Annotated in this window: 9 protein-coding genes and 2 pseudogenes; 7 read left to right on the top strand and 4 right to left on the bottom strand. The window is 72.1% G+C overall.

Translation table 11 applies throughout. From position 1 onward, the window contains the following. Positions 1-47: 47 nt before the first annotated feature. Positions 48-1,223, top strand: a complete 1,176-nt coding sequence (locus tag ACTT8P_RS36460; RefSeq protein WP_442836089.1) for an acyl-CoA dehydrogenase family protein — start codon at positions 48-50, stop codon at positions 1,221-1,223. 68 nt (positions 1,224-1,291) lie between these two features. On the opposite strand, the gene ACTT8P_RS36455 is transcribed toward ACTT8P_RS36460, so the two are convergent. From ACTT8P_RS36455 to ACTT8P_RS36440, 4 genes are read right to left on the bottom strand one after another with little or no spacing between them, the layout of a single operon-like run. Further along, complete coding sequence (locus ACTT8P_RS36455; RefSeq protein WP_442836088.1) at positions 1,292-2,470, bottom strand: amidohydrolase family protein; 1,179 nt, start codon at positions 2,468-2,470, stop codon at positions 1,292-1,294. Beyond that, positions 2,457-4,217, bottom strand: a complete 1,761-nt coding sequence (locus ACTT8P_RS36450; protein ID WP_442836087.1) for an AMP-binding protein — start codon at positions 4,215-4,217, stop codon at positions 2,457-2,459. The genes ACTT8P_RS36455 and ACTT8P_RS36450 overlap by 14 nt, the downstream gene beginning before the upstream one ends. Continuing rightward, entirely contained in the window at positions 4,214-4,417 is a 204-nt protein-coding gene (locus ACTT8P_RS36445; protein ID WP_442836086.1) for a ferredoxin, read from the bottom strand. The genes ACTT8P_RS36450 and ACTT8P_RS36445 overlap by 4 nt, the downstream gene beginning before the upstream one ends. Next, positions 4,414-5,748, bottom strand: a complete 1,335-nt coding sequence (locus ACTT8P_RS36440) for a cytochrome P450 (protein ID WP_442836085.1) — start codon at positions 5,746-5,748, stop codon at positions 4,414-4,416. The genes ACTT8P_RS36445 and ACTT8P_RS36440 overlap by 4 nt, the downstream gene beginning before the upstream one ends. A 216-nt stretch (positions 5,749-5,964) precedes the next feature. Here ACTT8P_RS36440 and ACTT8P_RS36435 point away from each other — a divergent pair, with 216 nt between their 5' ends. From ACTT8P_RS36435 to ACTT8P_RS36410, 6 genes and pseudogenes are all read left to right on the top strand, one after another. Then, positions 5,965-6,756, top strand: coding sequence for an enoyl-CoA hydratase (locus tag ACTT8P_RS36435; RefSeq protein ID WP_442836084.1), 792 nt, complete (start codon positions 5,965-5,967; stop codon positions 6,754-6,756). A gap of 31 nt (positions 6,757-6,787) precedes the next feature. Next, a complete protein-coding gene (locus tag ACTT8P_RS36430; RefSeq protein ID WP_442836083.1) occupies positions 6,788-8,107 on the top strand; it encodes an acyl-CoA dehydrogenase family protein in 1,320 nt (439 codons plus the stop codon). Continuing rightward, positions 8,104-9,177 carry a phosphotransferase family protein gene (locus ACTT8P_RS36425; RefSeq protein WP_442836082.1) on the top strand — a complete coding sequence of 358 codons (1,074 nt, stop codon included), beginning with the start codon at positions 8,104-8,106 and terminating at the stop codon, positions 9,175-9,177. The genes ACTT8P_RS36430 and ACTT8P_RS36425 overlap by 4 nt, the downstream gene beginning before the upstream one ends. Positions 9,178-9,820: 643 nt before the next feature. Continuing rightward, entirely contained in the window at positions 9,821-10,885 is a 1,065-nt protein-coding gene (locus ACTT8P_RS36420) for a LacI family DNA-binding transcriptional regulator (RefSeq protein ID WP_442836081.1), read from the top strand. Between the two features lie 308 nt (positions 10,886-11,193). Further along, positions 11,194-12,563 (top strand): annotated as a pseudogene (locus ACTT8P_RS36415) (ABC transporter substrate-binding protein). 5 nt (positions 12,564-12,568) lie between these two features. Further along, positions 12,569-12,961 (top strand): annotated as a pseudogene (locus ACTT8P_RS36410) (sugar ABC transporter permease); the annotation flags it as partial. Positions 12,962-13,114: the final 153 nt, after the last annotated feature.

Below are 13,114 nucleotides of genomic sequence, written 5' to 3'. Positions count from 1 at the left end.
GCTCGGCGGCGCCGCCGAGCACCGGGCGCTGATAGCCGAGGAGAGCCATGCGACTGACCTTTGACGACGACGTCGAGACGTTCCGGGCCCAGTTCGCGGCGTTCCTGGAGGCCAACCTGCCCGCCGAGGCGGAGGCCGGCGAACGGCCCCGCTCCAGCGCGCACATCCCCCAATGGGCCAGGCGCTGGCAGCGCCTGCAGTTCGACGAGGGCTGGCTGCTGCCCGGCAACCCGCCCGAGTTCGGCGGCCGGCGCGCCAGTGTCATCCAGCAGTTCGCGCACCGCGAGGAACTCATCCGGCGCCGCATCTGCCACAGCTACAACCCCCAGGGCGTCGGCATCATCGCGGCCTCCCTCCTCTCCTTCGGCACCGAGGAGCAGAAGCACCGCTGGGCCGTGCCGATCCTGCGCGCCGAGATCACCGCCTCCCTCGGCATGAGCGAGCCCAGCGCCGGCAGCGACCTCGCCTCGCTGCGCACCCGCGCCGAACGCGTCGACGACCACTTCGTCGTCAACGGGCAGAAGGTGTGGACCTCGGGCGCCCACGACGCCGACGTGCTGCTCGCCTTCGTCCGCACCGACCCCGACGCCCCCAAGCACAAGGGGATCAGCGTGCTGCTGATCCCCACCGACACCCCCGGCGTCACCCGGCGGCCCTTCGCCTCCTACACCGCCGCCGACGACAAGGACTTCAACGAGGTCTTCTTCGAGGACGTCCGGGTCCCCGCCGCCAACCTCGTCGGCCCCCTCAACCAGGGCTGGCGGGTGGCCGCCGGCTCGCTGGGCCACGAGCGCACCCTGATGTGGCTCGGCGAGGCCGAACGGATGTCCCGGGCCGCCGCCGACTTCCGTCCGGTCACCGCGCTGGAGAAGGACTGGTACGCCACCCTCGTCATGGACCTCCAGGCGCTGCGGCTGCTCGGCTCGGCCGCCCTGGCCCGCGCCGCCCGCGGCGAACAGGACGTACCCGCCCTGTCGGTGCTGAAGGTACTCGGCTCGGAGGGCTCCCAGCGGGCCCTGGAACGGGCCCTGGAGGCGGCCGGCCCGGACGGCCTCGACCTGTCCGCCACCACCGCGCCGTACTACCACATGGGCTTCGACGACGACTGCCGCAGCTGGTTCAACCGCTACGCCCGCAGCTTCGGCGGCACCATCGCCGGCGGCACCTCCGAGATCCAGCGGGGCATCATCGCCGAACGCGTCCTGGGCCTGCCCCGGCGGTAGCAGGCCGGCGCGGACACCGGTGAAGGGGGGGTGCGGGACCGCACCCCCCCTTCACCGTTTCCGGCCGCTCAGGAGTCGATCAGCCGGGCCAGGTTGCCGCCCATGATCTTGGCCTGGTCGGCCTCGCTCATGCTCTGCAGCGCGTCGACGTAGGAGACCGGGTCGGCCAGCCCCTCGGGGTGGGGGTAGTCGGAGCCGAACAGCACCCGGTCCGCCCCGATGACACCGGCCAGTTCGGCCATGTCCTCCTCCCAGAACGGACTGATGTGGACCCGCGTGGTGACCGCCTCGACGGGGTCGCCCAGGAAGCCCTGCGGCTGCTTCTTGTACACGTCGGTGAGCTGGTCGATCAGCGGCGCCAGCCAGGACGAGCCGTTCTCGATGACCGAGAGCTTCAGGTTCGGGAACCGGAACAGCGCGCCGTGGCAGATCCAGGAGGCCACCGCGTCGGTGACCGGCCGCCACTCGCCCAGCATCCGGAAGACCTGGGCCTGGAACGGCGTCATCTCCTGCTGCCGGCCCTCCCACTCGCCCGCGTAACGGGAGTAGCCGCTGTCCGAGGAGTGCATGCTGACCAGCACCCCGGCCTCCTCCACCAGCTTCCAGAAGGGGTCGAACTCCGGCAGCGCGAACGAACGCGACCCGCCGTAGCCGGGCACCGGAGCGGGCCGCACCAGGATGGCCCGCGCGCCGCGCTCCAGGCACCACTCCAGTTCGGCGATCGCCTTGTCCAGGATCGGCAGGCTGATCACGGGCGTGGTGTAGATCCGGTCCTTGTGGTTGAACTGCCAGGTCTCGTGCAGCCACTGGTTGAGGGAGTGGACGACCACGTGGATCAGTTCCGGGTCGTCCCGCATCCGCTCCTCGATGAGGCTGGCCAGCGTCGGGAACATCAGGGTGCGCTGGATGCCCAGCTCGTCCATGAGCTCCAGCCGCGGCTCGGGCTGGTGGAACGCCGGGATCGACTTCATCGGCTTGCCGAACAGCTCCCGGTGCGACTTGCCCTCCGGGTTGCCGTTGCGGAAGTACTCCTCCCAGGCGCCCGGCCGGGCCACGACCTCGAAGGTCGGGTTGGGGATGTAGTCGCTGATCTGGCCCCGGATCGCGATCTTCGTACGGCCGTCGACCTGCACGTACTGCACCGCACTGGCGTACTTCTCCGGGAGGTGCCGGGTCAGCGCCTCCGGGGGCTCGTACAGATGGTTGTCCGCGTCGAAGAGCGGGAACGGCAGCTTACGCGACACCATGTGATTCTCCTTGGCTCCTTGTGAGACGTGCACTCTCCGGTCCGGGCCGCACCAGGTCCCTGCGCAGCCTGAACTTCTGGATCTTGCCGCTTGCCGTACGGGGGAAGTCCTCGACCGCGTGCAGTTCCTCGGGCCACTTCTGCCGGGCCAGGCCGGCCCGCTCGAAGTGGGCGCGCACCTCGTCGAGGGTGGGCAGGCGGTGTCCGGGCCGCAGCCGCAGGAAGGCCGCGACGCGCTCGCCGAGCCGGGCGTCGGCGGCGGCCACCACCGCGGCCTCCGCGACGGCGGGCAGGGCGAGCAGGTGCTCCTCGACCTCCAGCGCGCTGACGTTCTCCCCGCCCCGGATGATCACGTCGGCCTTGCGGTCGGTGATCGTGAGGTAGCCGTCCTCGTCCACGGTGCCGATGTCGCCCGTGCGGTACCAGCCGTCGGCGTCGAAGGCCCGCGCCGTCAGCTCGGGGTCGGTGTAGCCCAGGCACAGGTCCGGGCCCCGGCTGAGGATCTCACCGTCCTCGGCCAGCCGGAACTCGACCCCGGGCAGCGCCCGGCCGTCCGTGTAGAGCCGCTTGTGCTCGGGCGCGGCGGGCGAGGACGAGGTGATCGACGGGTGTTCGGTGCTGCCGTAGGCGCGGAAGACCCGGATGCCCAGCTCCGCGAGGCGGACGGTGACGGCTGTCGGCACGGCCGCCCCGCCCAGCCCGGCGTACTTCATGTACCGCAGGTGCCGGGGGGTGAAGTCGGGGTGGTCGAGGAGGCTGGTGACGTAGTAGGGGGCGCCGCCGCCGATGTGCAGGTCGTGCCGGGTCAGCAGCTCCAGCACCCGGCCCGGGTCCCACACGTCGGTGAGGTGCACCGGGGTTCCCTCCAGGACCGGGATCAGGAAGGCGTTCACCATGCCGATGAAGTGGCCCACGGGCGCCGCGGTGAGCTGGGTTCCCCGGTCGGCCGGGTAGCTCGCCGCCAGTTGGCGGGTCTCGTGGCCGAGCGTCCGATGGCTGTGGACGACACCCTTCGGGTCCCGGGTCGTGCCGGAGGTGAAGGCGATCAGGGCGGGGGCCGTCGGGTCGGCGGGCAGCGGCTCGGGCAGCGGGGTGTCGGCCAGGAGGTCCTCGAAGGCGTCGAAGGCCTCGTTGGTCGCACCTGCTGCGTCGGCCTCGGCGGGAGACCGCCCCCGCGCGCTCTCGCCCACCGCGCCGACCACGCCGACCACCGGGACGCCGGCGCACAGGTCGGCGGGGAACTCCAGCCGTCCGAACCGGCCGGTGCCGATGAACACGGCCGGTGCGACGGAGTCGAGGATGTAGCCGACCTCCTTGCGTCCGTAGAAGTGGACGATGGGCACGACGGCCGCGCCGAGGAAGGCGGAGGCCCAGAACACCGCCGCCGCCTCCATCCAGTTGGGCAACTGGAAGGCGACGGTGTCACCGGCGCCCACACCGCGCTCGCGCAGCCCCGCGGCGAGCCTGCGCGCGGTCCGCTCCACGTCCCGGAACGTTCCGGACCAGGGCCGTACGGCCGAGTGCACCTGGAACGCCGTGTCGGGTGCCGCGGCCACTCCCCGGGCCAGCAGGTCGCCGATCGTCTCGTCCCGCCACCAGCCCGCCGCCTGGTAGCGCTCGGCCAGCGCGGCGGGAATCTCCCGCACGCGCGCCGCCTCCACCGCGGCGGGCCGCTGCGCGGACCCGGCGGCCGGCGCCGCCCCGCCGGGGGCGGGGCGGCGGTCCCGGGGGGACACGTCCGGCCTCACGCGGTCCGCCCCTCCTCCACCGTGATGGCGCGCTCCGGACAGCTTCCCGCCGCGTCGCGGACCGCCGCCGCGGACCCGGCGGGGATCTCCGGGACCTGGACGACCGCGTAGCCGTCGTCGCTGAGGTCGAACACCTCGGGGCAGAGCGAGCAGCAGACGGCGTGCCCGCGACAGCGGTCCTCGTCGACGAACGCCTTCATGAGGTGGAGGTCCTTTCCACGGGCGTGAACTCCAGGTGGAGCTGGGTCAGACCGCGCAGGATGTACGTCGGCAGGTAGCGGTAGCGCCGGTCGGTGCGGGGGCCGTGCACGCGCTCCGAGATCCTGATGTCCGAGGTGCGGTCCAGGAGGCGTTCGATGGCCACCCGGGCCTCGGTCCGGGCCAGCGGCGCCCCGGGGCAGGTGTGGATGCCACGGCCGAACGACAGGTGGTGACGGGCGTTCGCGCGGGCGGGGTCGAAGGTGGCGGGGTCCTCGAAGCGGGCGGGGTCCCGGTTGGCGGCACTGTTCACGATCATGAGGGTGGTGCCGGCGGGGACGTCGACACCACCCACCTCGGTCGCCACCCGGGCGAGCCGGAAGTCGCCCTTCACGGGGCTCTCCGTGCGCAGCGACTCCTCGACGAAGTTGGGGATGCGGTCCGGCTCGGCACGCAACAGCGCCTGAAGATCGGCCCGTTCGGCCAGCACCTTCACCGCGGAGCTGATCAGGCGGACGGTGGTCTCCTGGCCGGCGGAGAACAGGTTGGCCGCGACGCGCACGGCGTCGCCCACCTCGGGCAGGGTGCCGTCGGGGAAGGTCGCGGTGGCCAGTCCGGTGAGCACGTCGCCGCGCGGCGCGCGGCGCCGGTCCTCGATGTAGGCGGTGAACCGCGCGTACAGGAACTCCAGCGGCGAGTGCGCCAGCGTGTCCTCACCGGTGCTGCCGACGGCGCCACCGGCCGCGGGACGGCGCTGGAGACGGTCCAGGAACTCCTCGCGGTCCTCGTCCGGCACCCCCAGCAGATCGGCGATGACCAGCAGACTGAAGGGTCCGGCGAACTCGTTGATCAGTTCGCCCTCGCCCCGGGCCAGGTAGCTGTCCAGCAGGTCGTCGGCGATGCCCCAGACGGCTTCCTCGTTCTGCTTGAGCCGTTTGGGAGTGATCAGCCGCATGAGCAGCGCGCGGTGCGCGGTGTGCACGGGCGGGTCGAGGGTGGGCAACTGGTCGCTCATCGGCAGTTCGTCCCGGTGCCGCGCGATGAGGTCGCCGACGTCGTCGACGCCGTCGAGCGGGACCGGGAATCCGGGGAAGGGGCCGGTCACCGACAGGCAGGAGGAGAAGGTCGCCGGATCCTGCAGTATCCGGACCGCCTCCTCGTACCCGGTCACCATCATCACGCCGTGGTGCGGTTCCCGCTGTACCGGGCACCGCGCGCGCAACGCGTCGAGGTAGGGGTACGGATCCTCCACGAGGCCCGCGTCCCGGAAGAAGTCGGGCTGCGCGGCCGAGCCGTCCGTCGGGCTGTCGGCTTCCACGTTGTCGGGGCGCACCGCTGATCGCCTCCCAGAGATCGCACGTTCGTGACATGAAGCGTGAGAAACAAGTTCCTGTTTAGGAGAATGTAGTTATCGGACTGCGATAATGCTAGTTCCGGTGACGGACGGACCCGGCCGGGTGGCGAAGTGGGTGCGCGAGTAGTACTTCCGTCTGGCGAGAATGGTATTCTCGCCCCGCTGTTGCCGTACTCATGCGGAGGGGCGCCGGTCATGGAACAGATCCTGTACGAGGCACAGGACGGCGTCGCCGTCATCACGCTCAACCGTCCGGAGGCGGCCAACGCCCAGACCATGGCCCTCCTGGACGACCTCGACGCCGCCTGGACGCGTGCGGCCCGCGACGAGGAGGTCCGCGTGGTCGTGCTGCGGGCCAACGGCCGCCACTTCTCCGCCGGCCACGACATGAAGGACCGCTGGCCCGGTCCCGCCGAGATCACCCTGGAGTGGATCTACGACGCGGAGACCCGCCGCTACCTGGAGTACTCCCTCAAGTGGCGCAACATCCCCAAACCGACCATCGCGGCCGTCCAGGGCAAGTGCATCGCCGCCGGACTGATGCTGTGCTGGCCGTGCGACCTGATCGTGGCCGCGGAGAACGCCGAGTTCTCCGACCCGGTGGTGCACATGGGCATCGGCGGCGTCGAGTACCACGGGCACACCTGGGAACTGGGGCCGCGCAAGGCCAAGGAGATCCTCTTCACCGGCCGCCCGCTGACCGCTCACGAGGCCGAGCGGGTGGGCATGGTCAACAAGGTGGTCCCGCTCGACGCGCTCGACGACTCGGCGCGTGAGCTGGCGGCGCGCATCGCGTCGATGCCACCCTTCGGACTGCGCCAGGCCAAGCGGGCCGTCAACCAGACCCTGGACGTCCAGGGGTTCTACGCCGCGCTCCAGGCCGTCTTCGACATCCACCAGACCGGGCACGGCAACGCGCTCAGTGTGGACGGCTACCCGGTCCTGACCCGTCTCGAAGCCATGAAGCAGCACATCCAGCAGGGCTGAGGAGCACCGTCGTCCCGAAGGTAGGTGGCTCATGTGGGAGTTCAGTACCGACGCCGCGTTCCAGGAGGAACTGGACTGGACCGCCGGGTTCGTCCGGGAGGAGATCGAGCCGCTCGACGTGCTGTTCCCCGGCAGCGCCGAGCCCTACGACCGTGACACCGACGTCTTCCGCGACGTCGTCCGCCCACTCCAACTGCGCGTGCGCGACCAGGGACTGTGGGCGGCCCATCTGCCGCCGTCCCTCGGCGGCATGGGCATGGGACAGGTGCACCTGGCCCTGCTCAACGAGATCCTGGGGCGGTCGGCCTGGGCACCGATGGTCTTCGGCACCCAGGCCCCCGACTCCGGCAACGCGGAGATCCTCGCCCACTACGGGACCGAGGAGCAGCGCCAGAAGTACCTGGAGCCCCTGCTCGACGGACGGATCGTCTCCACCTTCGCGATGACCGAGCCCTCCGGCGGCGCCGACCCCGGCGGCTTCACCTGCCGCGCCGTGCGGGACGGGGACGAGTGGGTCATCGACGGGGAGAAGTGGTTCGCCTCCAACTACCCGTTGGCCGCCTTCGTCATCGTCATGGTCGTCACCGACCCCGACGTGCCGGTGCACGAGGGCGCCTCCATGATCCTCGTTCCGGCCGGGACGCCCGGCATGGAGATGGTGCGCGGCACGGGCCTGGCCGGCGAGCCACTGGGGCAGGGGGTCCACGCCTATCTCCGGTTCACCGGCTGCCGGGTTCCCGCCGAGAACCTCCTCGGCGAACCCGGCACCGGTTTCCGCATCGCGCAGACACGGCTCGGCGGCGGCCGGCTGCACCACGCCATGCGCTCGGTCGGCCAGTGCCAGCGGGCCCTGGAGATGATGACGGAGCGGATCGCCTCGCGGCGCACCCGGGGCGGCGCGCTCGCCGACCAGCAGTCCGTACGCCACCAACTGGCCGACAGCTGGATCCAGATCGAGCAGTTCCGGCTCCAGGTCCTGCACGCCGCCTGGCAGATGGACCGCGCGGCACGCACCGGTGACCGGGACGACGCCCGCCGCGCCCGCCTGCACGTCTCCGGGGTGAAGGCCGCCACCCCCAGGGTCCTGGTGGACGTCGCCTACCGGGCCCTGCACCTGCATGGCGCCCTCGGTGTCTCCAACGAACTCGGTCTGGCCCGCATGTGGCAGTCCGGTCCCACCCTCGCGGTCGCCGACGGCCCCACCGAGGCCCACCAGGACGTCGTGGCGAAGCTGCTGCTGCGGGACGCCGTCCCGGCCGAGGACCCGCTCTTCGGCTCCGCGCACCTGCCCACCCGGCTGGCGGCGGCCCGCGCGAAGTACGCGGACCACCTGACGGCGGTGTCCCGATGAGCGCCTCGGACACGTCGGGCAACAAGAACCCGGCCGACTACGCCGACGGACCCGAGGTCGGCCGCCTCAACGCCTGGTCCGGTCTCGGCGCTCTCCCCGGGGACGGCCCCGTCACCTCTCTCACCCCGCTCACCGGCGGCGCCCAGAACCTGCTGTTCACGCTCCACCGGGCAGACGGGACCGAACTCGTGCTGCGCCGGCCCGGCCGTCACCTGCGCACCGGCGCCCTCGACGCCTTCCGGCGCGAGGGGCGGGTGCTCACCGCCCTCGCCGACACCGATGTACCGCATCCGCGCCTGTACGCCAGCGTGCTGGACGAGGACGTGCTCGGCGCCCCCTTCTCCGTCCTGGAGAAGATCGACGGCTTCACGCCCCGCGGTACCCTGCCCGGCCGGTACGCCGAGGACCCCGGCTGGCGGCGCGCGGTCGCCTTCGCGCTGGTCGACGCGGCCGCGAGCCTGGCCGCGGTCGACCCCGCCGCGCACGGCCTGGCCGACTTCGGCCGCCCGGAGGGATGGCTGCCGCGCCAGACGTCCAAGTACCTGAATATGCTGCACGGCTACCGCGCGGACCCCGCCTACCGGGAGCACGAGTCCCCGCTGGTGGACACCGTGGCCGACTGGCTGCGGGCACACACCCCGGAGCAGGGCGCCACCGGTGTCGTACACGGGGACCTGCAGTTCGCCAACGTCATGTTCGCCCACGACACCCCCCGCCTCGCCGCCGTCGTCGACTGGGAGATGGCCTCCCTCGGTGACCCCCTCCTGGACCTGGCATGGATCCTGACCGCCTGGCGCGAGGAGGCGGACCCGCCCGGCAGCGCACCGCAGTTCCAGCCCTGGGAGGGGATGCCCGGGCGGGCCGAACTCGTCGCGCACTACGGTCGGGCGACGGGCCGGGACGTCTCCGCCTTCCGCTGGTACCAGGTGCTGGCCTGCTTCCGCCTCGCCGCCCTCCTGGAGGGCACCTACGCCCGCGCCCTCGCCGGGAAGACGGACCTGGCGATGGGTGAGGGCCTGCACGCCTACGCGGGCTGGCTGTGGGCCAAGGCCCGGCAGGAGATCGGTTGACGGTGGCGCGGCGGGCCCCACCGAATAATCGGGGCCCCGTCCGCCACCCACGCCGGCTGTCTCCCGACGGCGCAACGCGGCATGACGCGACACAGCCGGTTCCCTGACCAGCCCACCCGCGAGATCACGCCGTTCATGTGCGGAGCCCGGACACGAGCCGAGGCCCGCCCCGGCAGCCCCGGTCGGTTCCGGGCAGCGGTCGAGCACGGCCTCGCGGTGCGGCCACTTCGCCTGCCCGCACCCCGAGGTGTGACCGTGCCCGACACCCGCCGCCCGCGCCGCGCCGGCCCGCTCGGCCCACGGGCCAGCCCGCTCCCGGTCGACCGCCGACCGCGACGTGTTCGTCCGCACGGCATACGGACCGACGAGGCCGTACGCGAAGCCACCGGGCAGCCACCGGGAAACCACCGGGCAGCCGCCGGTGCCCTTCGGTGACCGGCCGGTGAGGTAGCGACCGCGCGGGCATGGGGGCCCGCACCCTCTGCCCCTGATTACGCACCAGTCGTTGCGCGAAGTATTGACGCGTCCTGTTCGACCGCCTACACATGACACCGCAGTCATGACAGCGCAGTCATACGGTCGTCTCCCGGCCATGACCGTGCTGGACCGGCTGCGTCCGTCCGCCGATCGGAAGGTACCGGGCATGCGAGGAAACCGAGAGGGCAAGGCCGCCGCGCCGCGCAGCGCGGATGTGGCCCGGGCGGCCGGGGTCTCGCAGAAGACGGTGTCGCGGGTCTTCAACGACGAGCCGTACGTGTCGGCCGAAGTACGGCGCCGGGTGCTCGAAGCGGCGGCGGTACTCGGTTACCGCCGCAACGGTGCCGCCCGCGCGCTCGCCTCGGGCCGTACCCGCACGCTCGGGGTGGTCGCGCTGGGCACCGCCCTGTACGGTCCGGTCTCGTTGCTGATCGGCATCGAGCGGGCCGCCCGTGACGCCGGGTACGGGCTGCAGGTGGTGAACACGCTGGAGGGCGATCCGGGCGGAACCGCGGGGGCGATGGAGTCGCTGCTCGAACAGGGCGTGGACGGGATCATCGTCTCCGAGCCGATCGACGAGGGCGGAGCTCCGCCGCCGGTCGCCGTCCCCGTGGTGGTCATCGGCGCACCGGGCGGCCCGGGTGCGATGTCCTCCGGGGGCGGCGCCGACCTCATGGCGCGGGCCGCCACCGAGCACCTGCTCGACCTGGGGCACACGGTGATCCGTCATGTGGCCGGTCCGCAGCGCTGGTTCGCCGCCCGGGACCGCATGGCGGGGTGGCGAACCGCGCTCACCGAGCGGGGGCTGACGCCACCGCCCGTCATCGAGGGCGACTGGTCGGCCGCCTCGGGCCACGCGGCGGGCCGCCTGCTCGCCGCCGGCGAACCGGATGCGGAACCGACCACCGCGGTGTTCGCGGCCAATGACGACATGGCTGTCGGCCTGGTCCGGTCCCTGACCGAGGCCGGACTGCGGGTGCCCGACGACGTGAGCGTGGTCGGCTTCGACGACATCCCGCTGGCCGGGTACACCAGTCCGCCGCTGACCACGGTCCGGCAGCCGTTCGACGCCGTGGCCAGGGACACGATCCGGCGCCTGGTGCTCGCGGTGGAGAAGCCGGACGCCGAGCTGCCGGCCGCGGACGAGCCCCTCGTCGACCTGGTGGTGCGTTCCTCGACCGCGCCACCGTCCGACCGCGGACACAGAACAGGGGCCGCTCCCACTCCCTGACCCCGTTCCGGACGCCGCCCCCTGCGGCCGAACGTTCCCTCTCGCCCCGCCACTCGACAGGTCCCGCGCACCCGGGCCGCGCGACAGCGCTCACGCCCATCGGTCCGCGGACACCTCGCGGGCGACACCCGCATCCCGTACGCGCACCACGCACGACGGTTCGGGCCCCCGGCGACCCCGGCCGGCCCCGGCGTCGTTCCTCCCGGCCACGCCCTGCGCGCCCTGCGCCCTCACGCGTGCCGCCGCCCTCTCCGCATCCCTTCCGGCAGGAGTCCGTCATGCCCCTACCCCGCAGGCCACGCGCCCCCATGGCCGCCACGTCCGTCTCCCGGCGCCGTCTCCTCCAAGCCGCGGGGGCGATCTCGCTCGGCTCCGCCGTGACCGCATGCGCAGGCGGTGGCTCCGGCGGTCCGTCCGCCCGTACGAAGCCGGTGTCCCGCGCGGAGATCGACCGGGCGATGCGCACCCCGACCGAGCTGACCTACTGGACCTGGACGCCGGACATGGCCAAGGAGGTCGCCCTCTTCGAGAAGCGCTATCCGGCGATCAAGGTCAAGGTCGTCAATGTCGGTCAGGGCACCCCGCACTACTCCAAGCTGCGCACCACCCTCCGGGCCGGGTCCGGCGCCCCGGACCTGGCCCAGAGCGAGTTCCAGGCGATCCCCGCCTTCACCATCACCGGCGCCCTGGTCGACCTCGCCCCCTACGGCGCCTCCGACCTCGGGGACGCGTTCGTCGACTGGACCTGGCAACAGGTGACCGGCGAGCGCGGCGAGGTCTGGGCGATCCCGCAGGACACCGGCCCCATGGGGCTCCTCTACCGCAAGGACATCTTCGACCGGCACGGCCTCGACGTTCCGCGCACCTGGGAGGAGTTCTCCGACACCGCCCGCCGTCTGCACGAGGCCGACCCGGACGTCCACCTCACCAACCTCGCCCCCAACGAGCCCGCAGCCTGGCACGGCCTGCTCTGGCAGGCCGGCGCCCGCCCTTTCGCCTCCCCCTCCCGCACCGAACTGACCCTGCGCGTCGACGACCGCACGTCCCGGGAACTCGCGGCCTACTGGAGCGGCCTGATCAAGGACGGTCTGGTCTCCACCGACCCCGGCTTCACCGACACCTGGTACACCGGCTTCAACAAAGGCCGGTACGCCACCTGGCTCACGGCCGCCTGGGGCCCCGCCTTCCTGTCGGGCTCCGCCAAGGCCACCGCCGGGAAGTGGCGTGCCGCCCCGCTTCCCCAGTGGAACCCGGACAAGCCGGTCTCCGGGAACTGGGGCGGCTCCACCACCGCCGTCCTCAACCAGACCGAACACCCGTCGCCGCGGCCGTGTTCGCCCAGTTCCTCAACACCGATCCGGAGACGACGAAGCTCTTCGCCACCCAGCAGTTCCTGTTCCCCGCCACCAGGTCCCTGCTCGCCGACCCCTCCTTCACCGGTGACGAGCCCGACTTCTACGGCGGTCAGCGGGTCAACCAGGTCTTCGCCGACATCGGCGCCACCGTCCCCGCCGACTTCCAGTGGCCGCCCTTCCTGGACCATGTGGCCACCGACTGGACCGACACCGTCGGCGCCTCGCTCGGCCGGGGTACCGACACCGTCGCCGCCCTGGCCACCCTCCAGTCCCGGCTGTCCGCATACGCGCGCAAGCAGGGCTTCACCGTGAAGGAGGCCTGAGCGCCATGCCCCCGACCACCGCCGCACCGCCCCGCAAGCGCCGCCGACTGCCCGCCGGGCCGCTCTTCGTGGCTCCCTTCATGCTCCTGTTCCTGCTGCTCTTCCTGGCACCACTCGCCTATGCCGGCTACTTCAGCTTCTTCCAGGAACGCCTGGTCGGCGGCACCGTCTTCGTCGGTCTGGACAACTACACCACCGCCCTGGCCGACTCCCTCCTCCACGAGGGCGTCCTGCGCGTCGTCGCCTTTCTTCTCCTCCAAGTCCCGTTGATGCTGCTGTTCGCACTCCTGCTCGCCCTCGCCCTGGACAGCGGCCTGCTCCGCCTCGCCCGGGTGATCCGCCTCGGCGTCTTCGTCCCCTACGCGGTCCCCGGCGTCGTCGCCGCCCTGATGTGGGGTTGAACCGTTCCGGGTTCGATAGAGACTCGATTCCGTGAAAGGATCGAGTCATGGCACGTCCTTCCTCCTATCCCGTTGAGCTGCGCAAACGAGCGGTCCGCATGGTCGCCGAGGTCCGCGGTGACTATCCGAACGAGTCAGCCGCCGTGAGGG

The organism is Streptomyces sp. JW3 (assembly GCF_052216785.1).
In the GTDB taxonomy this organism is placed as follows: Bacteria; Actinomycetota; Actinomycetes; order Streptomycetales; family Streptomycetaceae; genus Streptomyces.
This window is presented reverse-complemented; position numbering and strand designations above follow the sequence as displayed.